At 45.5% G+C, this 23,347-nt stretch carries 24 protein-coding genes and 1 tRNA gene; 6 read left to right on the forward strand and 19 right to left on the reverse strand.

The features are described from left to right. Window positions 1-284: hypothetical protein (locus tag BKE30_RS16050; RefSeq protein ID WP_158073187.1), on the forward strand; the 284-nt coding region annotated here is incomplete at its 5' end. Between the two features lie 56 nt (window positions 285-340). Here BKE30_RS16050 and BKE30_RS11670 read toward each other — a convergent pair. From BKE30_RS11670 to ispF, 3 genes are all read right to left on the reverse strand, one after another. Continuing rightward, window positions 341-1,441 carry a 3-deoxy-7-phosphoheptulonate synthase gene (locus BKE30_RS11670; protein WP_076878769.1) on the reverse strand — a complete coding sequence of 367 codons (1,101 nt, stop codon included), beginning with the start codon at window positions 1,439-1,441 and terminating at the stop codon, window positions 341-343. Window positions 1,442-1,592: 151 nt separating this feature from the next. Beyond that, a complete protein-coding gene (locus BKE30_RS11675; protein ID WP_076878770.1) occupies window positions 1,593-2,498 on the reverse strand; it encodes a sulfite exporter TauE/SafE family protein in 906 nt (301 codons plus the stop codon). Between the two features lie 139 nt (window positions 2,499-2,637). Then, the gene (gene ispF, locus BKE30_RS11680) at window positions 2,638-3,126 is read right to left on the reverse strand and encodes a 2-C-methyl-D-erythritol 2,4-cyclodiphosphate synthase (protein ID WP_076878771.1); all 489 of its coding nucleotides are present in this window, start codon (window positions 3,124-3,126) and stop codon (window positions 2,638-2,640) included. A 162-nt stretch (window positions 3,127-3,288) separates the two neighbouring features. Between ispF and BKE30_RS11685 the strand changes: the two genes are divergently transcribed. Beyond that, window positions 3,289-3,948, forward strand: a complete 660-nt coding sequence (locus BKE30_RS11685) for a lysozyme inhibitor LprI family protein (protein ID WP_076878772.1) — start codon at window positions 3,289-3,291, stop codon at window positions 3,946-3,948. A 25-nt stretch (window positions 3,949-3,973) separates the two neighbouring features. On the opposite strand, the gene ispD is transcribed toward BKE30_RS11685, so the two are convergent. The 5 genes from ispD to BKE30_RS11710 form a co-directional block, all read right to left on the reverse strand. Then, window positions 3,974-4,678, reverse strand: a complete 705-nt coding sequence (gene ispD / locus BKE30_RS11690; RefSeq protein WP_076878773.1) for a 2-C-methyl-D-erythritol 4-phosphate cytidylyltransferase — start codon at window positions 4,676-4,678, stop codon at window positions 3,974-3,976. Then, window positions 4,638-5,042 carry a septum formation initiator family protein gene (locus tag BKE30_RS11695; RefSeq protein WP_076878852.1) on the reverse strand — a complete coding sequence of 135 codons (405 nt, stop codon included), beginning with the start codon at window positions 5,040-5,042 and terminating at the stop codon, window positions 4,638-4,640. Before BKE30_RS11695 ends, ispD begins: the two co-directional genes overlap by 41 nt. Before the next feature lie 123 nt (window positions 5,043-5,165). Then, entirely contained in the window at window positions 5,166-6,455 is a 1,290-nt protein-coding gene (eno, locus tag BKE30_RS11700; protein ID WP_076878774.1) for a phosphopyruvate hydratase, read from the reverse strand. 125 nt (window positions 6,456-6,580) lie between these two features. Beyond that, window positions 6,581-7,441, reverse strand: coding sequence for a 3-deoxy-8-phosphooctulonate synthase (gene kdsA, locus BKE30_RS11705; protein WP_076878775.1), 861 nt, complete (start codon window positions 7,439-7,441; stop codon window positions 6,581-6,583). 26 nt (window positions 7,442-7,467) lie between these two features. Next, a complete protein-coding gene (locus tag BKE30_RS11710; protein WP_076878776.1) occupies window positions 7,468-9,108 on the reverse strand; it encodes a CTP synthase in 1,641 nt (546 codons plus the stop codon). A 709-nt stretch (window positions 9,109-9,817) separates the two neighbouring features. Between BKE30_RS11710 and BKE30_RS11715 the strand changes: the two genes are divergently transcribed. Next, a complete protein-coding gene (locus BKE30_RS11715; RefSeq protein ID WP_076878777.1) occupies window positions 9,818-10,945 on the forward strand; it encodes a porin in 1,128 nt (375 codons plus the stop codon). A gap of 222 nt (window positions 10,946-11,167) precedes the next feature. Here BKE30_RS11715 and BKE30_RS11720 read toward each other — a convergent pair. From BKE30_RS11720 to tsaD, 5 genes are all read right to left on the reverse strand, one after another. Continuing rightward, window positions 11,168-11,252 (reverse strand) — tRNA-Leu (locus BKE30_RS11720). Between the two features lie 80 nt (window positions 11,253-11,332). Beyond that, window positions 11,333-11,779 (reverse strand): hypothetical protein, encoded by a 447-nt coding sequence (locus tag BKE30_RS11725; protein WP_076878778.1) that lies wholly within the window; start codon window positions 11,777-11,779, stop codon window positions 11,333-11,335. A 50-nt stretch (window positions 11,780-11,829) separates the two neighbouring features. Further along, window positions 11,830-12,711, reverse strand: a complete 882-nt coding sequence (locus tag BKE30_RS11730; RefSeq protein WP_076878779.1) for a serine/threonine protein kinase — start codon at window positions 12,709-12,711, stop codon at window positions 11,830-11,832. 24 nt (window positions 12,712-12,735) lie between these two features. Further along, window positions 12,736-14,298, reverse strand: a complete 1,563-nt coding sequence (locus BKE30_RS11735) for a DUF3336 domain-containing protein (RefSeq protein ID WP_076878780.1) — start codon at window positions 14,296-14,298, stop codon at window positions 12,736-12,738. 482 nt (window positions 14,299-14,780) lie between these two features. Beyond that, entirely contained in the window at window positions 14,781-15,791 is a 1,011-nt protein-coding gene (tsaD, locus tag BKE30_RS11740) for a tRNA (adenosine(37)-N6)-threonylcarbamoyltransferase complex transferase subunit TsaD (RefSeq protein ID WP_076878781.1), read from the reverse strand. Between the two features lie 177 nt (window positions 15,792-15,968). On the opposite strand from tsaD, the gene rpsU reads away from it, so the two are divergent. The 3 genes from rpsU (at window position 15,969) to BKE30_RS11755 (ending at window position 18,209) form a co-directional block, all read left to right on the forward strand. Beyond that, window positions 15,969-16,184: a 30S ribosomal protein S21 gene (gene rpsU / locus BKE30_RS11745; RefSeq protein ID WP_026470322.1), complete on the forward strand. Its 216-nt coding sequence runs from the start codon at window positions 15,969-15,971 to the stop codon at window positions 16,182-16,184. 46 nt (window positions 16,185-16,230) lie between these two features. Further along, window positions 16,231-16,677 carry a GatB/YqeY domain-containing protein gene (locus BKE30_RS11750; RefSeq protein WP_076878782.1) on the forward strand — a complete coding sequence of 149 codons (447 nt, stop codon included), beginning with the start codon at window positions 16,231-16,233 and terminating at the stop codon, window positions 16,675-16,677. Window positions 16,678-16,967: 290 nt separating this feature from the next. Then, complete coding sequence (locus tag BKE30_RS11755) at window positions 16,968-18,209, forward strand: alpha/beta hydrolase family protein (protein WP_076878783.1); 1,242 nt, start codon at window positions 16,968-16,970, stop codon at window positions 18,207-18,209. Window positions 18,210-18,303: 94 nt separating this feature from the next. On the opposite strand, the gene BKE30_RS11760 is transcribed toward BKE30_RS11755, so the two are convergent. The 6 genes from BKE30_RS11760 to recR form a co-directional block, all read right to left on the reverse strand. Beyond that, the gene (locus BKE30_RS11760) at window positions 18,304-19,491 is read right to left on the reverse strand and encodes a vWA domain-containing protein (protein WP_076878784.1); all 1,188 of its coding nucleotides are present in this window, start codon (window positions 19,489-19,491) and stop codon (window positions 18,304-18,306) included. A 24-nt stretch (window positions 19,492-19,515) separates the two neighbouring features. Next, the gene (locus tag BKE30_RS11765) at window positions 19,516-20,367 is read right to left on the reverse strand and encodes an AAA family ATPase (protein WP_076878785.1); all 852 of its coding nucleotides are present in this window, start codon (window positions 20,365-20,367) and stop codon (window positions 19,516-19,518) included. A 90-nt stretch (window positions 20,368-20,457) separates the two neighbouring features. Then, window positions 20,458-20,820 carry a hypothetical protein gene (locus tag BKE30_RS11770; protein WP_076878853.1) on the reverse strand — a complete coding sequence of 121 codons (363 nt, stop codon included), beginning with the start codon at window positions 20,818-20,820 and terminating at the stop codon, window positions 20,458-20,460. Then, the gene (locus BKE30_RS11775) at window positions 20,813-21,118 is read right to left on the reverse strand and encodes a YcgL domain-containing protein (protein ID WP_076878786.1); all 306 of its coding nucleotides are present in this window, start codon (window positions 21,116-21,118) and stop codon (window positions 20,813-20,815) included. The genes BKE30_RS11770 and BKE30_RS11775 overlap by 8 nt, the downstream gene beginning before the upstream one ends. Window positions 21,119-21,222: 104 nt before the next feature. After that, a complete protein-coding gene (locus tag BKE30_RS11780; RefSeq protein WP_076878787.1) occupies window positions 21,223-22,365 on the reverse strand; it encodes a ribonuclease D in 1,143 nt (380 codons plus the stop codon). A gap of 170 nt (window positions 22,366-22,535) precedes the next feature. Then, window positions 22,536-23,132, reverse strand: coding sequence for a recombination mediator RecR (gene recR, locus BKE30_RS11785; protein WP_076878788.1), 597 nt, complete (start codon window positions 23,130-23,132; stop codon window positions 22,536-22,538). Between the last annotated feature and the right edge of the window lie 215 nt (window positions 23,133-23,347).

Consider the following 23,347-nt stretch of genomic DNA (forward strand, 5'->3'; position numbering starts at 1 on the left):
ATATTACATCAGTAAACTCTATAGTTTCTGACATCGATAGAATATTATTGATTCTAGAAACAAAAGAAGCTCTAACAAATGATATTAAACAGTTAGCTAAAGAAGTAAAAGAAAAATGTGCAAGCTATAGAGCAAAGAAAAAAATGTTAGATGCAGAGGTCGCACAGAATTGTGGTAATTTAAAAAAGGCTGAAAAATTCAAGGCTGAGGCTCATGCTCTTATAATTCAAGATTGGAGATTAATTATGAAAAAAGAAGATTATCCTGATCTAATGAGTCTCTAATACCGGAACTAAAAAGCCCATCTGATACTCACCAGATGGGCTTTCAAATATATTTACTATTCACCTAACCGCTTAGGCAGCACATTCTTTAAGGCTTCATGCATTTTTAGCAAGGTGTCTTCGGTAGTTTGCCAATCAATGCAGCCATCAGTGACGGATTTGCCATATTCAAGCTGAGTTAAATCGGCAGGAATATCCTGACGCCCACCCTTGATATGACTTTCTACCATCAAGCCAACAATCGACTGATTCCCATCAACAATCTGCTGGGTCACATTTTCCAGTACCAGCGGTTGCAGGAATGGATCTTTGTTGCTGTTGGCATGGCTGGCATCAATCATGATCTTGCCGCTCACCTTGGCTTTAGTGAGAGCCGCCTCAGTTTGGGTCACGGCAGTAGCATCATAATTCGGCTTGCCGTTACCGCCGCGCAATACCACATGACCATACGGATTGCCACTGGTACGAATGACCGCTACCTGACCATCTTCGTTTAGGCCCAGAAAACTATGCCCGGATTGCACGGCCTGCATGGCATTAATCGCAACCGTCAAGCCGCCATCCGTGCCGTTTTTAAAGCCCACTGGCGATGATAAACCAGAGGACATTTCCCGGTGAGTCTGGCTTTCGGTAGTACGGGCGCCAATGGCAGACCAGCTAATCAGGTCCTGCAAATACTGCGGCGAGTTTGGGTCAAGCGCTTCGGTTGCACATGGCAGACCTTTTTCATTGAGTTCCAGCAACAGCTTGCGACCCAGATGCAGACCTTTTTCAATGTCAAAAGAATCATTCATGTCAGGGTCATTAATTAACCCTTTCCAGCCCACTGTAGTACGCGGCTTTTCAAAATAAACCCGCATGACAATATATAAAGTGTCTTTTACTTTTTCACTTAAGGCCTTAAGGCGATCTGCATAGTCATGCGCAGCCACAGGATCATGGATTGAACATGGGCCAATCACCACAAACAGGCGATCGTCTTTACCATCCAGAATATTACGAATGGTCTGACGGCCCTGCAACACCACAGATTTTGCAATGTCGCTTAGCGGGAGTTCAGCCTTTAACTGCGCAGGAGTAATCAACGGTTGAATAGCCGCAATATTGATATTCTCGACCTGTTCACCGGAACCTGAATTATTAACCATATTATTCATTGCGTTCACAACACGCTCACCACAGAAATTAAATCAATTTTAAGGCTATAGGATGGGGCTTGTAACCAATAACTGCAAGTAAATCTTTAAAAAAATTCATTGCAGTTATCAATAAAGCCAATCGGTAAAACAGCCAGTTTAAAGTCCAGAATTACGCTTGTTGCGCCTCAACCGGAATGACTGGCACAACTAATTGCGCATGTTGCTCTGGCTTGGGGGCAGCTGGCTTGGCCTTAACCGGATTAATCATAAAATTAATACCCAGCAGCAATAAGGTAATGCCCAGAATACGGCGAATCAGATGTTCCGGCATCCGTGAACTGACCAATGTACCAACAATAATGGCTGGAATAGAACCGACCAGCAACCAGCCGAGCAAATGAAAATCTACATTCCCGGCACTCATGTGGCTAAGCCCTGCAACCAGTGTGAGCGCTACCGCATGTACCACATCCGATCCAATAATACGGATCATGGGCAAATTGGCAAACATCACCACCAGTGCCATGATGCCAAACGCACCAGCCCCTACTGAAGACAGGGTCACAAAAACGCCCAGCACCATGCCCATAATGATAACCTGAAACTTTTTGCTGCTTACCAGCGCAGCAACTTGTTCACGGTCTAACTCCGCAGTAGCAGCTGCACTTTTGGAATGTCGTTTAAAAAAGGCCTCAATACGGTGGCGAAATACTATCGAGGCACCGGTTAAGGTGAGCATAAAGCCCAATACCATGGTTAATACAGCCTTGTACTGGTTTGAACCGCTTAACACATGCTCCAGTACCCAACTGGTTGCCAGTGATGCCGGAATACTGCCCAGTGCCAGCCAGCCTACAATAGGCCAGACAATATTCAGCTTCTTGGCATGAACCATGGAACCACAAAATTTGGAAATGGCGGCATAAAGCAAATCTGTACCAATCGCAACATGCGGTTCTATTTTAAACAAGCTAATCAGAATAGGCGTCATTAAGGAACCGCCGCCCACGCCGGTTACCCCAACGCAGAACCCGACCACAATACCGGCCAAGATAAACTGGAAAATATCAGGCATAACCAATCACTTTTCATCATTAATGCTATTAAGGTGGCTATGATATCTATTTTTAAGATAAAAGAATTTTCATAAATCTTGATTTACTTATCTTAAAAATAGATAAGGCATCTCATGGGTTGTCATTCAGCAGCCTGGATTAAGCTTTATTTCGGCCCAGTAACACCACGGCGCTGGCCAGTATGCCCTCCTTACGCCCGGTAAAGCCAAGCTGCTCAGTGGTGGTGGCTTTTATGCTAATCCGATCCAGTGTCGTTTCCAGATCCGCAGCAATAGTAGAGCGCATGGCCAGATTATGCGGGGCCAGCTTGGGGCGCTCGCAGGCAACCGTAATATCAGCATTAATCAGCTCAAACCCCTGCTTTTTAATCAGCCCATACACATGACGTAATAACACACGGCTATCAGCCCCTTTATAGTTTTCATCGGTATCCGGAAAATGTTGGCCAATATCTCCCAACGCCAATGCCCCAAGCAAGGCATCAGACAATGCATGCAACACCACATCGCCATCAGAATGTGCTTTTAGACCATGCGTATGTTCAATTTTGACTCCTGCCAGCGTGACAAAACTGCCTGTTTCAAACGCATGAACATCTATGCCCTGACCAATCCGAATATCCAGCATGTGGCGTGTAATCCCAAAAAAATGACAGAATAACAAAACTTACCGGGCATCTTAAGCCATCAGCCATGAGTTTGGCTATTTTCTAACAGTTTGTGCTTTGCAATACGTGAAGAGGCTGTGCTAAATTTTTCAAACTTAGATTGGCAGGATGTTATAGGTCACATGGCTGTTCTCAATTACAGGCGCTGGCTGGTAGGTGGTTTTATTCCCATGGCTTTTTTGCCGCTGGCCTTTGCACAAATCCTGCCGCTTGATTGCGAAAATGCCAAGAATTTTGTGGAAAAAACCACCTGTAGCAATCCAAAGCTTACCGAACTGGACAGCCAGCTTTTTGATGAACTGGAACAGGCTGCACAGGAAACCAAAGTTCCTGTCCAACTGCTGGAGCTGACCCAGCAAAGCTGGATGAAGGCCCGTAACCTGTGCAAAAATACGGCCTGTATTGAGCAAGCCTACCAGAAGCGTCTGCTGGAAATTAAAAACCTGAATACCACCGATCAGGAATTTGTTCGCTATTTTATCCGCATGAAAGACAAAAAACCCGATACCAATCTGGCCCTGCTGCAACTGCAAACACTGGATGAAAAAAGGCTTCGGGTACTTGCCCAGACTTTCTGGACCAGCAATGACAACAGACACAGCCAGACTACTGATTTTAGCGGTTATGCCAATCAGGCAAAAAAAATAACGGTTAAGGATCTGGATACCGGATGTATTCTTAAATTAAGCCAGCACAAGGAGCAGTGGAAAGTATGGCAAGCTTCTCCTTTATGCGGCAACAGGAACCTGCGTTTTAGCGGACTTTATGAGCTGCAAAAATAGGCTTTTTATTAAAATTTTCGCAGTGTTAAAGTGAACTTTCTTCTAACTGTGCTTTTAAAATTGCGGCGGCCAGGCCCAAATCTTCAGGATAAGTAATTTTAATATTGGTACTGCTACCACTGACCAGTTTGACGGGCAAGCCCAGCTGCTCAATGGCTCCGGCTTCATCGGTGACCAGTTGCTGCTGTACTTTTGCCTGTTGTAATGCCTTAAGCAACAAGCCAAAGCGGAACATTTGGGGCGTCTGGCACTGCCAAAGATGATCACGTGGCACCGTTTCAACCACCTGTCCTGCATTGCCACGTTTGAGTGTATCCCGCACTGGAACTGCCAGCAGCCCACCCACAGCATCCTCTTTGAGTTCATCTAGCAAATGCTGTAAGTCATTAGCCAGAATACAGGGCCGGGCCACGTCATGTACCAGCACCCAGTCCTCTGCACTGGCATATTGCTGCAAATACTGCATGGCAGCCAGTACAGAATCCATCCGCTCTGCCCCACCTGTTACCCAGTGCAGCAAATCAGGCTGGGCAAAACTCAGGGACTGGGCCGTACTGTCATTGGCACTTATTGCCAGTACGCAGCCTTCTATAGGTAACTGACAAATCCGGTCTACGCTATGCTGCATAACCGTTTTATTAAAAAGCTTTAGGTATTGCTTAGGGGTTTCAGATCCAAAACGGCTGCCACTACCGGCCGCAGGTAAAATAGCCCAGTATTGTGCTTGCATTATCACACTTGTCAGTTTCGTTGGTTATGAGATCATCTCCGGAAACCTCAGCAGATTTATTATAGCCAGAGGCATTAACGGTGCTGAGCTGCACAAAGGTTTCATGCGGTTTAATTAAACCCAGATCCAGCCGGGCATGTTCTTCGACGGCTTCCAGCCCACTTTTTAAATCGTAAACTTCTGCACTCAAAATCCGGTTGCGTTCGGATAGCTTGCTGTTTTCAACATGGTAAGCCGCAATGCGCTCCTTTAATGCCTGACGGTCATGATAGCCGCTTTCGCCCCACCACAATTTGTATTGCAGGAAGGCCAGCAGTAAGAGGGCAACAACAAACACAAGGCGACCGCTGAGCGTAGAAAGCATAAAACTTACCTGATTAACTGGATAAGGAAGCCCGCCCCAAGGCCAGACTTCCCTGCTCATGACTGACCAGTATCGATATTGATGCTCAGCCAGTCTATTAGGCTATATTATTAAGCCGAACCTTTAAACCAGACCTTTAAATTCGGCACGGCCACGGTATGGCGCATCAATCATTTCTTCAATACGCAGCAACTGGTTGTACTTGGCTACACGGTCTGAACGGCACAGTGAACCGGTTTTGATTTGACCGGCAGCAGTACCTACAGCCAGATCAGCAATGGTTGAATCTTCGGTTTCACCAGAACGATGCGAGATGACAGTCGCATAGCCATTGGCTTTGGCAAGGTAAATGGCATCCAAGGTTTCAGACAGTGTACCAATCTGGTTATACTTGATCAAAATGGCATTTGCCACTTTCTGGTCAATCCCTTTTTGCAGGATAGCCGGGTTGGTCACAAACAGGTCATCACCGACCAACTGGATTTTATCGCCACAAATATCGGTCAGGTATTTCCAGCCGTCCCAGTCAGACTCATCCAGACCATCTTCAATGGAAATAATTGGATATTGACGCGCCAGACCAGCCAGATAATCAGCAAACTGCTGGCTGCTAAATGCCTTGTTGCCTTCACCTGCCAGTACATACTGGCCATTTTTATAAAATTCAGTGGCAGCACAATCCAGCGCTAGCATAATGTCTGTACCAGCCTTATAGCCAGTTTGCTCAATGGCCTGCAAAATAACAGTAATGGCTTCTTCATTACTGCGTAGGTTAGGTGCAAAACCACCTTCATCACCCACAGCAGTATTCAGGCCCTGTTTTTTTAGCACGCTTTTGAGAGCATGGAAAATTTCAGCACCGGCACGCAGTGACTCGCCAAAGCTGCTAAAACCCACAGGCTCAATCATAAACTCCTGAATATCAACGGTATTATCGGCATGTGCGCCACCGTTTAAAATATTCATCATGGGAACAGGCATGCTTAAGGTAGCTTGTCCGCGCAGATTGGCAATGTACTGAAACAATGGCAGCTTCAGTTCGGTTGCCGCAGCACGGGCCGCAGCCAACGATACCGCCAGCATGGCATTGGCACCCAGTTTGGATTTATTCTCAGTATTGTCAGTGGCAATCAGCTTGTCATCCAGTGCTTTCTGGTCACGCACATTGCTGCCCAGCAATAGGTCACGAATGTCACTGTTTACATTATGTACGGCAGTGCGCACGCCTTTACCCAGATAACGGCCCTTATCACCATCACGCAGTTCCAGAGCTTCACGAGAGCCAGTTGACGCACCACTTGGAGCACAGGCACGGCCCACCACACCTGAGTCAAGAATGACATCAGCTTCAATGGTAGGGTTACCGCGTGAATCCAGAATTTCACGGGCACGAATATCAGTAATTTGACTCATGTAAAGCTCCTGTCCTTAACAGATATCTATTTTAAATAGCCTGGTGTTCTAACAAACTGATTTTATAAAAACTCAGTTTTATACAAAAATAAAATGCCCGAGCAAAAATCGGGCATGATACAAAATTAGTGGGTGTCCAGTGTGGCAAAACCCTTGACCAGCGTATCCAGCTGCTTAAGCTGGGCCAAAAACGGTTCAAGCTGTGACAAGCGCAAGGCACAAGGCCCGTCACATTTGGCTTTGTCCGGATCCGGATGGGCCTCAAGGAATAAGCCTGCCAAACCGGTGGCCATGCCAGCACGTGCCAGCGTAGTAATCTGGGCACGGCGTCCCCCTGCCGAATCGCTACGCCCGCCCGGGGTTTGCAATGCATGGGTCACATCAAAAAACACCGGCACATCCATGGCCTTCATGCTGTCAAAACCCAGCATGTCGACCACCAGATTGTTGTACCCAAAGCTTGAGCCGCGTTCGCACAGGATCAGGCGATCATTTCCGGCTTCCAGACATTTGTGCAAAATGTGGCGCATTTCGGCAGGGGCTAAAAACTGTGCCTTTTTGATATTAATAATGGCCTTGGTCTTGGCCATGGCTTCAACCAGATCAGTCTGGCGGCTTAAAAAAGCTGGCAATTGAATAATATCGGCAACCTCAGCCACGGGTGCTGCCTGATACGGTTCATGTACATCAGTGATGATAGGCACATTCAGCTTGTTTTTAATCTCGCCAAGCCATTCAATGCCTTTTTCCAGACCCGGCCCACGAAAAGAATTCAGGCTGGAACGGTTGGCCTTGTCAAAACTGGCCTTGAATACATAAGGAATGCCCAGACGACCACAGATATCAATGTAGGTTTCTGCAATTTCAAAGGCAAGGTCTTTGGATTCCAGTACATTCATGCCACCGAACAAGACAAACGGCAAATTATTGCCCATTTGAATGTCACCCAGACTAACAACAGGCTGTGCTGCTTTTAATTCGGTCATCTGTTTATTCCTTGTATTTTTTGGATTTAAGCGTGGCTTTGAGCCTGATGCTTGAGTGCCGCTTCAACAAAGCTGGCAAACAGCGGATGGCCACCACGCGGTGAGCTGGTAAATTCCGGATGGAACTGACAGGCCACAAACCACGGATGCGCCGGAATTTCTACCGACTCGACCAGATGCTGCACCGCTGAATAACCGGATACATTCATACCTGCTTTTTCCAACTGCTCGATGTAACGGTTGTTCATCTCATAACGATGGCGATGACGCTCAATTACATCGGCTTGGCCATAAATCTGGCGAATCAGGCTACCTTCAACCAGTTCAGCTTTTTGCGCGCCCAGACGCATCGTGCCGCCAAGGTCAGAGGCATCATTACGGGTCTGGATTTCACCGCGTTCATCCAGCCATTCGGTGATTAAACCAATTAATGGCTGCTTGGTCTGGCGGTTAAATTCGGTAGAGGTGGCCTCAAGCAGGCCTGCCTGATTCCGGGCAAACTCAATAACTGCCAGCTGCATGCCCAGACAAATCCCCAAGTATGGCACTTTGTTTTCACGGGCAAAACGAATCGCATTCATTTTGCCTTGCGTACCGCGCTCACCAAAACCACCCGGAACCAGAATGGCATCCACGTCGTTAAGACGGCTTAAGTCATCATTTTCCAGTGATTCAGCATCAATATAAATGATTTCCACTTTACTGCGATGGATAATACCCGCATGTAGCAAGGCTTCATTCAATGACTTATAAGCATCCGGCAGTTCAACATATTTACCCACCATGGCAATACGCACATGACGCTCAGGATTTAACAGAGCATCAGTGACCTGATCCCAGTCGGACAAATCAGCGGCAGGCAGGTCATCAAAACCAAAACGCTCGCAAATCAGGTCGTCCACCTGCTGGTTATGCAGATTGCGCGGAATCAGGTAAATGCTTTTGGCATCTTCTGCCACAATCACGGCACGCTCTTCCACATTGGTAAACAATGCAATTTTGCGACGTGAATCATCGCTGATGGAATGGTCCGAGCGGCAGATCAGGATATCGGGTTGCAAGCCAATGGAACGTAATTCCTTGACAGAATGCTGGGTTGGCTTGGTTTTGGTTTCACCGGCAGAGGCAATATAAGGCACCAAGGTGAGGTGCATTAACATGGAGCGACGGTTGCCCACCTCAACACGCATCTGGCGCACCGCTTCCATAAATGGCAGTGATTCAATATCACCGGCAGTACCGCCGATTTCAACAATCGCTACATCATAGCCCTCGCCACCCGCCTTAATGCGGTCTTTGATATTGTCGGTAATGTGTGGAATCACCTGAACTGTAGCGCCCAAATAGTCACCACGACGCTCTTTTTGCAATACATCCAGATAAATACGGCCACTGGTGAAGTTGTTTTTCCTGGTCATGCGCGAGCGGCGTAAAAATCGCTCATAGTAGCCCAGATCAAGGTCGGTTTCGGCCCCATCTTCGGTGACAAACACTTCGCCATGTTGAAATGGACTCATTGTGCCAGGGTCAACGTTGATATAAGGGTCCATTTTAATCATGGTGACACTTAAACCACGGGCTTCCAGCAAGGTTGCTACCGATGCGGCTGTAATACCCTTACCCAGTGAGGATACAACACCGCCAGTCACAAAAATATAGTGAGTCATTAATATTCCAATCTGTTACCGCCTAGAAATGGCGTTTACTGATGGGGCGCAATTTTACTTCACCCATGCCTCATAAAGCAAAGCACATCCGCTGTTTTCATTCTTTTTATTTTATGCCGCCTCAAAATAGCCGATTTTAAATGCTGTAACTCTGCACGAGGCAGATTAAGAGATGTGCTGTCTTTGCATTGCACTGTCTTTACAATGTAACAAAACACTGGGTTTGGCCTCGCCGGTAATAAAATCCATAACGATTTAAATATGCTGTGGTAATCCGGCATTGGCAATTTCATTTGCCCTGATAAATTTTTCTGGAATTTTTAATTAATATTCTATTTAAATACAATGATTAATCTAGGTTTTACCATTGAAATTTACTAGCTTTCCAGTGCCAGTACCTGGAAGACTCCATTACAATAACCTCAGGTGGCCTGGATAGTTTAACGGCGAATGCAGCGCATAACGGCAAAAAACGCCTGCTAAAATAAGCAATATTTGTTCCATTATTTGCCCAATAATGAATTTAATAGCCTATAAATCTTAATAATTTATTTTTTTTGTAGAGCTCTATTTAACAATTTTGAAATATTTGATAACGATACTAGCGAGCAATGGCACAGAACTGCTAAATCCAACAGCTGATCAGCCTATAACTAGATGATGAATGTACAAAACTGACCTTGAAGGTCTTGGAATCTTGGAGAGACACATGAAAAAACTGTTACTGGCGACTGCGGTATCTGCCCTGACTATTAATGCAGTACAAGCAGCCCCTACAGTTTATGGCAAACTGCACGTTTCTATTGATAATGTTGACAAGTTTGGTGCAACCAAAGCCGATACTGACAATGTATGGGAAATCAACTCTAACGCCTCTCGTATTGGTGTTAAGGGCGAAGAAATCCTAACTGACAACCTCAAAGCAGTTTATTTGGCTGAATGGCAAATCAATACTGATGGTGATGGCACTGATCTGGGCCAACGCAATCGTTTTGTTGGTTTGAAATATGACCGCATCGGTACTGTTAAAGTGGGTAAATTTGACTCTTACCTGAAAACGGCTCAGGGTAAGGTAGATATATTTAATGATATGAATTATCTGGATATTACCAGAATTATGGCTGGTGAGAACCGCCCTAATAACGTGATTGGCTTTGAAAGTGATACAAAAGCCCTGAACGGTTTTGGCATTAACCTGATGCTGCAACAGGGCGAAAACAACAAACTGGACCCCAACAGTAATGATGTAAGCAAGAACCTGGGCGATGCCATTTCTGCATCCTTGACTTATGAAAACAAAGACATGGGCGTATTTGCTGCTCTGGCTGGTGACAAAAACGTAGTCAGTACTTTCAATGCAGTAAGTGCCAAAGCAGAAGCTGATGTTATTCGTCTGGTTGGTAGCCTTAATATGGATACCATGGCTAGCATTCCCGGCCTGACCTTAAACGGCATGTATCAAACCGCAGAACCAACCAACCTGTCCAGAGCAGCAACTGCTGCTGCTATCCCTGCAGTTCCTGCAACAGCAACGACTCCTGCAAGAGCGGCCGTTGGTGCCGGTGCGTTTAGAGGCTTTGATCAGGAAGATGCATTCTTGGTTAGTGCTGCCTATGCCATTAACGAAACCCCATGGACAGTCAAAGCGCAGTATCACCAGTCAACCTCCAGCTTTGACGGTGCGAATGACATTGAACTAAGTCAGATTGGCGGCATGATCGACTACATGTTCAACAGCAAAACCCGGGCGTATGGTTACCTGGCCCAGCAGTCTGATGACCGTGATAATGTAGAAGACCGCATGTATGCGGGTGTAGGCATGGAATTTAACTTCTAATTAGTGAGCTACATCGTTTCCAGAAACGCTGGCAAAGGCTGGCGTTTTTATATGCTTTAATGATTTATTAGAAGAAAATATAAAGACAGATTTAGCAATACAGGTACTTATTATTTGAAGTTATGTCAATGTATGAAAAAGCATACATCGGCATGAAAGGCTTGTTACTTAAGGCTTTGAAGCTGATATAAAGTAGTGTAACAGCATATTATTATATATAGATGGTGGGGGCGAAGAGACTCGAACTCTTACACCTTGCGGCGCTGGAACCTAAATCCAGTGCGTCTACCAATTCCGCCACGCCCCCGATGGCGCGAATCATAGCAAACCAGTTTGCCCTTGCCTAGCATTATTGCTTATAAATGTTCAAACATTGCACAAACAACCTTAATTTTTGTCCGCTTGCGGTTTTTTTCCATTCTGGTACAGCAAATAATGCGTTCCTTTGGCATCAAAGGCATCATGCAAATGCAGTCTAATCGTACCCTTATTGCTAAAGTCACCATAGCCATGTCCCGGAGTAAACGGAGCATTAAATTGCTGCAATATTCGTTTTAAAATCCATGGATGCGCAAAAATGGAAACCTCAAGCACTTTCGCCTTGTGCTTATATTCTTGTTGCCATATCTGTAATTCATCTGCCATACGCTGAAACTTCTTTGAAAACTCCTCATAGTCTTCGGCAGAAAACCTCACCCGACGTGTAATACAACGATTCCACCAGTTACCACTAACACTATCTTGCGTTTCATAATAAGGCGCAACAGCTTCTGGCAGTGGCATTTGCTCAGGCTTAGGGGTTTGGGCATCAGACATTTTGGCAAGCTCATTCATACTGCAATTTTGCAGTCTATCTTAATTGAATAAATGCTATCAAAGATGAGTTATATCTTAAAAGTTTGCCGGGCTATTTGCCGAATCTCAAAGGAGTCCATAAAGCGATTGCTCCGATTTTTAGCCAGCAAACCGTCTATCAATGTTTGAAACTCTGCCAAATCTTGGGGCAGCAAAGGTACCGGTTTCTGGCAATGCTGCATGGCCCAGCCTTGATAATTATTAGCATGATATACACTTTTTCCGGTGAGCAGTTCATAAAGAATTAAGCCAAGACTATAAAAATCAGTTTGTGTATTTAATGGCTGGCCCAGAAACTGCTCCGGACTCATGTAGCGTGGTGTGCCTTTAGTTTTAGTGATAGGTGCCGCTTGGCCACCTATATCTACTTGTAATTTTACCGCTGGCTGAGCCAATGCAAAGTCAATCAGGCACACACTGGCCGATGACCCACAATATGAATTAAGCAAAAAATTAGCCGGTTTTATATCCAGATGTAGCCAGCCTTGATGATGTAGCGCATCTACCGCTTCCAGCATGCCAAGCCACAGGTGTCCGGCCTGCTGCAGGTTGTAGCTTGCATTATTCAATGCCTGTTTGACATTGCCCTGTTCAATATAAGGCAACACCATGTAATTCATTAATTCAGACTTTAAATCAGACGACTCCACATTAAATATTGCCTGACCACTAGCACGTAAATGTAGCCAATAGCAGGAATCGACAGCACTTAATTGCTGAAGTACTTTAATTTCATTGAGAAATAATTCCTGCTCAATTTTACCGGCTATTGTCGATAGCAATTTTACGACCAGCAAGGTTTCATCCTGCCCTGCTTGCGCCAGATAAAGCTGCGCTCGTGCAAAATTTAAATAAACCAGTTGCGTTTGCAATGGCCTGATTAAATAATACTGCCCTAGGGTTCCCTGCATAAGTATGACAAAACCCGAAAACGCTTAGATTTGTGCTGGATGCACGCGTCGCGACTCTATGGCCAATAATGTTTTGGCACAGTCTTCATCATTCACAGACTGCGACAGTAATGCCAGACGTTTGGCATTCAGTATTTCCAAACAGTGTTCCAGCGTTTTGCCAATGCGGGCATGAGTTGCAATACCGCTGATTTTTGGCCAGGTTGCACGCTCCCCTTCCTGCTGTAAAATACGGAATAACTGCTTGCTGGGATTTTTTAACATATAGGTGTAATGACGCAAATTATAACTGCCCACAATATTTACATCGCCATAATAACGCTGCCCAATAATCCCATAACCATGATCCAGCATGCGCCTCACAGTTGGCATACGGCCAAAACGCTCACGGGTAAAATCCATGGCACCCATGGCCAGTACCTTGCCCTGACCACGCACAATCTTACTGGGCCAGCTCAGCAAGTCCTTGCGGTAACGCTGAACGTCATTTTGCATGAATGGCACAATATGCGGGTTCACCTGACAGGCAATGGTATAGTTAATATTATAAAGCCGTGCAATCCGGGTACGTGGAAAATCACTACGTACACTGCCATCTACCCAGCGCAGCGATGACATATAAGGACTATTTTTTCCTTCAGCATTTTTTGCGGTGAGTTTGACCGGCGGAAATAACACCGGTACGGCACAGGATGCCAATGCAGCGCTCCACATAAGCAGATATGGGGAAGTCAGCTCATTCATAATGCGTGGCGACTGGCTACCCTCAAAGGGAGCGACCGCAATATTAATATGGCGTCCAGTTCTGGCAAAGGCTTCCTCAAAGGTATAATTACCCAAATTCTGCCGTAAAAACACCTTTAGTACATTCACATCAGCAATGCCGCCACCCTTCAGGATTTCAACCAGTTTACGGAACCGGAACGCATGCTGATAAAAGCCATCACCATCGTATAAATCCATCAGCTCTTCATCGGTATGCGTACCCAGCATACCAGCCATCAAGGCACCTGCACTGGAACCGGAAAATACTTTAGGCAATAAATCCTGTGCATGCAGTGCCTTGCACACACCAGTATGAAATAGGCCCAGCGTTGCCCCGCCAGAGAACATTAGTGCGGGCTGGCCATAACTATGCTTGGTGTCTTCAAAAAAACAGTACTTGTCAGCAGCAGGCAAAAAGTCAAAATCATGCTCGCAAACATAATACAGGCACTGGCACACTTCCTCGATATAGTCTTCAATCAGTTTTTTGGTGCCAATATAAGCATGGCTATATAGTAAAGGATGCCCAATATTGCCCAGATCATGATGCAGGCCTTCACGTAAAATACGCACCAGCTCGACATCCTTACGCTCAAGACGATAACGGCGCAAGCGGGTCAGCCGATCAGCAATCAGTTCATAATCATAATAAGGTGAAGTATTATCCAGCTTCCAGTCCTGCCTGCCTGTGGCGTCATCCAGTTCCAGTGCTACGTCGCGCCACTCCTGATAGTCCTTCGCGGCTTGCAGGTTCTGCTCAAGCTTTTTAATGCGCGATGACAGTCTGGAATGATGCGTATAAGTTGGCAAGTGCAGATTCATAAATGGTCCCTGTTGTATTTTTTGCTAAACCGTCACTGCTGCTAACATCTTATTGCTTGTGCGACTATTAGATGATTAAAAACAGGCATTATTTAAGCTTATCTAAATCAACGTAGTTTAACGTTTACCCATAGGTTATAAATAAGATTCCCAGCCTTTTTTTGCAAGTCATTTTTACCAAGAACCTGCTGAAAAAGATGAAATGAATCAAAATATAACATTGCTGCCTAAATAGCCAAAAACAGTTTATCCAAACTGTACATCAGTGTATGTTTTTCAGAACCAGAATAGATTTTTGTGAATAAGATGTTGTTAGAAAGCTTTTGTAGTGTTGGCCTCAGCCTGCAATCATAACCTGAGCAATTGACAAAACAGGACAACAGGCTCCACAGGCGAAACTAAGCGGCCAGCACAACCAGAACTGAGCGGCCAGCATAAATAGCTTCGATCAGCCAGAAATCTGACCAAGCGCCAGAAAAGCCTCATGCAGGCGGTTGCAACTCACTCATGGGCCAGCGCGGTGTGGTAGTAACACTTAAATCATCCATTTGGCCGGCTTTTAGGCGTTGCCAGCCTGCAAAGGCAATCATGGCGCCGTTATCGGTACATAAGGCAGGTTCTGCATAATAAACCTGTGACTTAATTTTTTTCAGGTCGCTTTCCAGTCGTTCACGCAATAGCTGGTTGGCACTCACCCCGCCTGCAATCACCAGTTGCTTTAACCCGGTGTGCTTTAAGGCACGAATAGCTTTTTTCACCAAGGTATCAACCATAGCTTCCTGAAAGCTGGCAGCCAGATCCGCCTCACGTCCCTGTCCTTTTACCTTGTTATAACGCGTAAGCACAGCCGTTTTCATTCCACTAAAAGAAAAATCCAGGGCCTGATGCATCAGGGGCCGTGGCAAATCAAATGATTTAGGGTCACCCTGTAAGGCCAGTTTGGCAATATTTGGCCCACCCGGATAGGGCAGCCCCATCATCTTGGCAACTTTATCAAACGCCTCACCTGCTGCATCATCAATGGATTCACCCAGAAGCTCATACTGGCCAATCCCATAAGCAGCCATTAACTGGGTATGCCCACCAGACACCAGCAAGGCAACAAAGGGAAATTGGGGTGGTTTACTGGATAATAAAGGGGCCAGCAAATGCCCTTCCATATGATGTACCCCAATAGCTGGAATATTCAGTGCATAAGCCAGCGTGCGGCCAAATAATGCACCCGTCATTAAAGCACCCATCAGGCCCGGTCCACGGGTATAGGCAATGGCATTAATTTGCTGTTTTGTCACGCCGGTTTGCTGCAACAATTGCTCCAGCAATGGAATTAATTTGCGCACATGATCCCGTGAAGCCAACTCTGGCACTACCCCGCCATACTCGGCATGCAGTTGAATCTGGCTATATAAAACCTGTCCCAATAAGCCGCGTTCACTATCAAATAACGCCAAACCCGTTTCATCACAGGATGTTTCCAAGCCTAAAACCAGCATAAGGTGCCTACCCGCAAAAGTCCTGCATAAAAAATAACTACAAACGGAGTTATTATAGTCTTGTTCTTGTAGATGTAAACGCGTAAAATACTGGCCTTTACTGCGTCCTTGCTTTGTATCTATCCAATGACTGGATAAACATCAGGCGCGTTAATATCAACCTCCAGAGGATGTTACATGCCACAAGTTAAGTTGAAAGAAGGCGAACCAGTTGACGTTGCGATCCGTCGTTTTAAGCGTTCTTGCGAAAAAGCAGGTGTATTGGCTGACGTGCGCAAGCGCGAATTCTACGAAAAGCCAACTCAAGAGCGTAAGCGTAAAAAAGCTGCTGCTGTAAAGCGTTACGCGAAAAAACTGGCTCGTGAGTCTGTTCGTACAACTCGCTTGTACTAATTAATCGTTTAATTTAATAACTATTAATTAGTAAGGTCTGTTTGCCATGTCTGCATTAAAATCCCAGATTACTGAAGCATTAAAAGCATCCATGCGCGAACGCGATATGGATACTGTAACGGTAATTCGTAGTGTGCAGGCTGCAATCAAGCAAATAGAGGTTGATACTCGTGAAGAACTGGATGACGCACGAGTATTGGCAGTTTTAGAGAAACAAATTAAGCAACGCAAGGAATCTATTTCTGCCTTTTCTAGTGCAGGACGTGAGGATCTGGCTGCTAAAGAACAATTCGAAATCGGGGTGATAAGTCAATTTCTACCAACAGCGTTATCCGAGCAAGAACTGGATACACTGATTGAAAATGAAATTAGCAATCAAGGCGCCACGACCATTCGCGATATGGGCAAAGTAATGAATGCATTACGTCCAAAAATCGCGGGTCGTGCAGATGCCAGTATTGTTTCCAGCAAAATAAAAACGTTGCTCGGTTAAAAATATTTTAATCTTTCTCAAAATTCAGTTTATTACAAAATAATCAGACTAAAATTTATTTCACTGTTTCAATAAAGTCCGTTCATTAAATAAACACTTTAGTTTTATATTTTTCGATATTTTTTTGTTATTGCCCTTCTTGCTATTGCTGTGCTATATCTATTTTGCAAATTATTTGCACCCTCATTAAAAGCTTTTTCAGGTAAAACATTTGAGAAATATAATGCTCACTGTATTCATATATCTTGGCTTTTAATGATTAATCTCCTCAGTAAATAAAAGGATTTTATATGAGTCATCTTATTGCTCTGCCCAAATTATTTTCAGTAACGGTCCTTGCTTCTGCTTTAATATTGGCTGGTTGTAACGACGACGATAACGATAACGCTTCCAATAATGTTTCTACCAGTTTAGTCACTAAAACTGAAAACTATGCACCACAACAAACTGAAGCAGATACCAGTGTTAGCCAGAAAATAACTTATAAAATGCCTTCTGTGACCGGTGGGCAAACCACAGCAACGGCAGTTGTGATGATTCCAAAAGGAACCATGCCAACTGCTGGCTGGCCAGTCATCGTCTGGGCGCATGGTACGACCGGTGTTGCAGATCAATGTGCACCGAGTAACCTAACAGATAGTAATGGCCAGTTTAATCTGGGTGGTACTTTGCCTTTGGTAAAACAATTGCTGAGTCAGGGTTATGCGGTAATAGCACCTGATTATGAAGGATTGGGCAGTACGGGAATTCATCCGTTTTTAAATGCAAAAAGTGAAAGCCAATCCATTATTTCTGCTTTAAAAGCAGCCGAGCAACAATATCGCAATCAGCTTTCTGAAAACTGGGTTGTCGTTGGCCATTCTCAGGGTGGTCATGCTGCCATTGCGGCGGCCGAGCGTGCTGATGAAGCAGGTTTAAACTTTAAGGGTGTAGTTGCCTATGCTCCTGCCTCCAACCTTGATGCTATTTTAGGTGGGGGTTATCAACAGGTTGCAAATGCCCTACCGACGGCAGCCGGAGTTCCAACAGCCAAAGCAATACTACCAGGCCTGCAAGCTTTCTCCGCTTTGGTTAGTGCTGGTATCCGTGAAAGTCACCCTGATTTTAATTATACAGATGCCTTCACCAGTAACCGTTCGGCTACTATTGCTGCCAAGGCAGAATCCGAATGCATTACGCCATTAGGTGGTGCATTTAGTAGCGATATTACCGCCTATTATGATGTTCCGGCTAATGCCTCAACGCTTTATCCAGGCCTGTCTACGACGTTCTACAATGTACCTGCTATTGCCGAGTTCCTGAATAATTCAAAACTGGCAACCAAACAGGTAAGTCAGCCAATGCTCATCATTCAAGGTGAAGCGGACACCACAGTGCCTGCTGCGGCAACCCGTCTTTTAGAAAGTCAGCTAAAGGAAAAAGGCAATACTGTTAATGTGGCTTATCTGCCCGGCAAGGATCATGGTACTGTCATTACGGAAGGTACAAGCTATCTGTATGGTTTCCTGCAACAAAATATGCCGGCTAAATAACTTAGCTTTATCGTTGTAAAAAAAGAGCGGGAAATCCTCGCTCTTTTTATTGCCTTAAAACATGGATTAGACAAACCATGAAAAAAGCTACTGATCACCGGGATAAATAACGGGTCATGTCTTCAATGCCTTTTAAGGTCATGGGAAACATCTTGTCTTCAAAAATATGTTTAATGGCTGCAATAGTTTGGGTGTAATGCCAATAGCTGTCATCTTCGGGATTGAGCCATGCGGTTTTACTAAAATGATGGCGCATGCGCTGTAACCAGACATTGCCCGGTTCATCATTCATGTATTCAACCGAACCACCACGCGACATTAGCTCATAAGGTGCCATACTGGCATCGCCAACAAAGATCACACGATAATCCTTGCCATACGTATGCATTAAATCCCAGGTGCTCATGCGACTGCTGGAACGGCGTAAATTGTCTTTCCAGACATGATCATACAGACAGTTATGAAAATAAAAGAATTCCAGTGTCTTAAATTCGGATTTAGCCGCACTAAACAGCTTTTCACACTGCTGGATATAGCTATCCATAGAGCCACCAATATCAAACAGCATCAGCACTTTAACCCGGTTACGGCGTTCAGGCACCATCTGGATGTCTAAAATGCCCTGCTTGGCTGTTGAATAAATAGTGCTGTCTACATCCAGCTCCTCGGCTGCACCCTGCCGTGCAAAGCGACGTAAACGGCGCATGGCAATCTGCATCTGGCGTGTACCCAGTACCTGATCATCATCAAGGTTACGGTACTGGCGCTGCTCCCAAACTTTAACCGCTGAGCGCTGCCTACCCGGCCCGCCAATACGTACACCCTCAGGATTATCACCATAAGCACCAAATGGCGAAGTGCCACCCGTGCCAATCATTTTATTGCCGCCCTGATGCTTTTTATGTTGCTCACGCAGGCGTTCCTGCAACATTTTCATCAGTTCTTCCAATGACCCGGCTTTTTCCAGTAAGGCTTTTTCTTCAGGCGTCAGGGTTTTTTCCAGTAATTCCAGATCCAGCCACTCCGGTGGAATCTGTTTAAGCCGTTCCAGCAAGTCATCTGCATCAAGCGACTGGATACCTTCAAAATAATCCTTGATAGCCCGGTCAAACTTGTCGTAATAACGCTCATCCTTGACCAGACACAATTTGGCCAGATGATAAAATGCTTCACGATCTGCAAACACCAAACCGGCCTGAACGGCTTGATTCAAATCCAGCAGTTCCGTAGTGGTTACCGGTACACCGTATTTTTTCAGGGTATAAAACAGATGAACAAACATGGACTGCCCAGCTTATAAATCAGGTTAGCGACGCGACATAAAAGCAAGGCGCTCCAGCAATTGCACGTCCTGCTCGTTCTTGATCAGCGCACCATATAATGGGGGAATTGCTGATTTCGGGTCACGCTTGCGCAGTACATCTTCCGGCATGTCATCAGCCATTAATAGGCTTAACCAGTCAATCAGCTCACTGGTAGACGGTGGCTTTTTAAGGCCCGGTACGTCCCGCAGCTTAAAGAAAATCTGTAGTGCTTCACTAACCAGCCCTTCGCGAATATTAGGGAAATGCACGTCAATAATCTGGCGCATCGTGGCTTCATCAGGAAACTCAATATAATGAAAGAAGCAGCGGCGCAAGAAAGCATCCGGCAATTCTTTTTCATTGTTTGAGGTAATGATAACCACAGGACGCTGTCTGGCACTAATCGTTTCGCCGGTTTCATAGACATAAAATGCCATACGATCCAGCTCATGCAGCAAATCGTTAGGGAATTCGATATCCGCTTTGTCAATCTCGTCAATCAGCAGTACACAGCGCTCATCACTGGTAAACGCTTCCCACAATTTACCCGGCTTGATGTAGTGGCCAATATCATAAACCTTGCTGTCACCCAGTTGGCTATCACGCAGGCGCGATACCGCATCGTATTCATACAGGCCTTGCTGCGCCTTGGTCGTTGACTTGATATGCCAGGTAATCAGTTTCATGCCCAGACTTTTTGCAACCTGTTCGGCAAGCAATGTCTTACCAGTGCCCGGCTCCCCTTTAACCAGTAATGGTTTTTGCAGGGTACGCGCTGCATTAACTGCCAGACGCAAGTTATCTGTGGCAATGTACTGGTCTGTACCGCTAAATTTTTGCTGTTGATTATTCATTGGATTCGTCACAATAAGGTCATTACAAAAGAAAGAGATTGGCTAGAAAGACTTTCATTACAAATAGCCATCCGGTTTAATGAGTGCCGCTTATTCAGTAGTGGGCTCGCGGTATTCCTGATACTTGTTCCACAAATATCCCAGAAAAAATCCAAGTGCTGCTACAAACAGAATAGGAACCAGATTAGACCAGATCAGGTGTTTTTCATCGGTCAGGAAACCAAACATCAGCCCAACAATAGCTGGCGCAATCTTGGCATTGGTGCCTTCAGTAATGGTTGGGGACAACAATAATGCAAACAGCAAAATCCAGCTCATGCCGCCAATTGGCCGCGGCAGTGCCCGTGCAATAAAATACCAGAGCCACAGCACAAACAGGCTGCCACCCAGATATACCGCAATTGCCAGATAATACTCAGGAATAGTGTCGAGAAACGCAAATAGATTAGGCACCACGCAAACCCTCTGGCGCAGGTGCTGTTGCTGAGATCAGCCCTTCTGGTGGAAGCTGCAGGAAATACCCTTGCTGCTCGAAGGCATGCAGCACGTCCAGAACATTAACGCGGGCCAGTTTGCGTTCAGGTTGCAGTTCCAGATGCATGACAAAGGTAGCACGGCCAAAAGCCTGCCTTAAGGATGCTGGTACTACAGCAAGCGGGTCCAATACATCGGCATCATCTGGATAACCCGGACGCGCAATGTAGAGATACATTTCATCTTTTTTGCTGGATTTATAAATATCGCAATGCATACATTTCAACATTTATCACAAATAACCCGCCTAGCATACACTAATTTGAAGGAATGCCATTGACTGAAAGTTTAGACTGGCGAGTAAAATTTGCTAATACATTGCTAGTCGACGGGGGACATTTCTGCGGCCAGCGCCTGTTGTTGCTGGCTCAGCAAGCTTAAAATTGGCCGGGTCAGCAAATCATAGCGCCAGCCCAGTAAATAAGCCGGTAATTTGCTTTCATCTTCTTTTAAGGCAATAAGATTGATCATGGCACTAAGCCATTTCTTGCGCAGCAACACTTCAGCAGGCACTTGAATACTCTGGCTGACTGACGTCACATAATGGTTTACCTGATCAAGCAATTCATTGTTTTTAAAGCGCAAAGGCCTTGGCAAGCGTCCTGGCCACTGTGAATGTTCCGGCAGGTAATGCATTAAATCCAGAATGGTTTTACCATGCTCGCGCAGTACATTGGGACGTAAATCCTTGATACGCTGCATCTGGTAAGCATTCATGGGCTGCTTATCCAGCAAATCAACCATGGTACTGTTTTTTAAAATAAAACTTTTGGGCTGGTCGGTGGCACGGGCAATCTGTTCACGCCAGATGCACAGTTGCTGAAGCTGGGCCAGTTGCTTGCGGTTATAACGAAAGTTTGCCACATCAAGATACAACTCAGTAAGCGGCGTATCGCTGGCAATTTCATGCGCGCAGGTCTGGCAGTCTTGCAGCACATATTCCCACAGTTGCTTTTGCTGGAGCTGCTCCTGAATGGTTTTGGCCAGTGCCGGCAAATGAATGACATCATTGGCAGCATATTGCAACTGCTCTGGACGTAGCGGACGCGCCAGCCAGTCAGAACGGGTTTCACCCTTATCAATCTGTATATCGAGCTCTTGGCTTAAGGCCTGCTGATAGCTGAGTTGCAGGCCATGCCCCAAAAAGGCTAGCCCAACTTGGGTATCAAATACATTGGAGAGCGGTTTCTGGTTGGCATAATAGTGAATCAGGTCAAGGTCTTCACCGCAGGCATGCAAAATATTCAGGCGTGCATTAAAAATAAGCAGCCATAAATCGGTTAAGTCCAGGGTTTTACCATCCAGTAAAAATACCTGTCCTTCCACATTAATTTGCAATAATCCCAGACAAGGTCTTAATGTATTGACTTTAATAAATTCGGTATCCAGAGCATACGTATCTGTACTCGCCATGACAGCGTACAAATCATACAGCTGATCCTGCTGAGTGATGTACTGGAACATCCATTTTCTACCGTAATAATCTAGGAAACCATTAAGCCATGTTGCCTAAGGGCTGACAAGTTAAAAGCAATAATTTAAGCAATAAGCCAACCATTTAGACACTTTTTAGCCAGTATATGCTCAGATATTATCCTTTTTTTAGCTTATTAATTAGCCAAACTTAAAATGCTTTAACGCACTGATAAACGATATTGCAGGGCCTGACTCAAAGTATGGCTATCCACGTATTCCAGTTCACCGCCCTGTGGTACGCCCTGAGCGATCCGGGTTACCTTGATAGGCAGGTTTTTGCTGGCTTCAATAATGTAGTGTGCAGTGGCTTGACCTTCGACTGTAGCATTGGTTGCCAGAATGACTTCACTGATTTCTTCATGATTAATGCGGGATAACAATAACGGGATGCCAATTTCTTCCGGGCCAATGCCATCCAGTGGTGACAAATGACCACCCAGCACAAAATACTTGCCCTTGAAACTGCCACTTTGCTCAATGGCAATCACATCGGCAGGGGACTCAACCACACAGAGTAAGTACTGGTCACGGTCATTCGAAATACAGATATTGCAAACTTCTTTTTCAGACAGTGAACGGCATACCGTACAGTTCTGGATGGAGTGCATGGCATGATTCAGTGCATGTGCCAGATCCAGCGCCCCATGCCGATTACGGGACAGCAGGTGTAAAGCCATGCGCTGCGCCGATTTGGGACCAATACCCGGCAGCACCCGCAGGCGCTGCACCAGTTCATCGAAAGCTGGACTAAACATGAGCGAGGACCAGTCCTTGCGAAGCAATGCTTCTCATGCTCGCTCCGAGTGCAAGATGAGCAGCTATGCGGCGAACGGCGAGGGTTCGCAAAGCACTACACGGCCCGAGCGCAAAAGTGAATAGCTTTGCCACGCAAGTGCTCCATAAGGTAGCTATGCTAGGCGTTGGAAGAATAAGGCTTGGTAAAGCCTTACCACTGGAAAAAAACATTTCC

The sequence above is a fragment of the Alkanindiges hydrocarboniclasticus genome (genome assembly GCF_001982605.1).
Taxonomy (GTDB): domain Bacteria; phylum Pseudomonadota; class Gammaproteobacteria; order Pseudomonadales; family Moraxellaceae; genus Alkanindiges; species Alkanindiges hydrocarboniclasticus.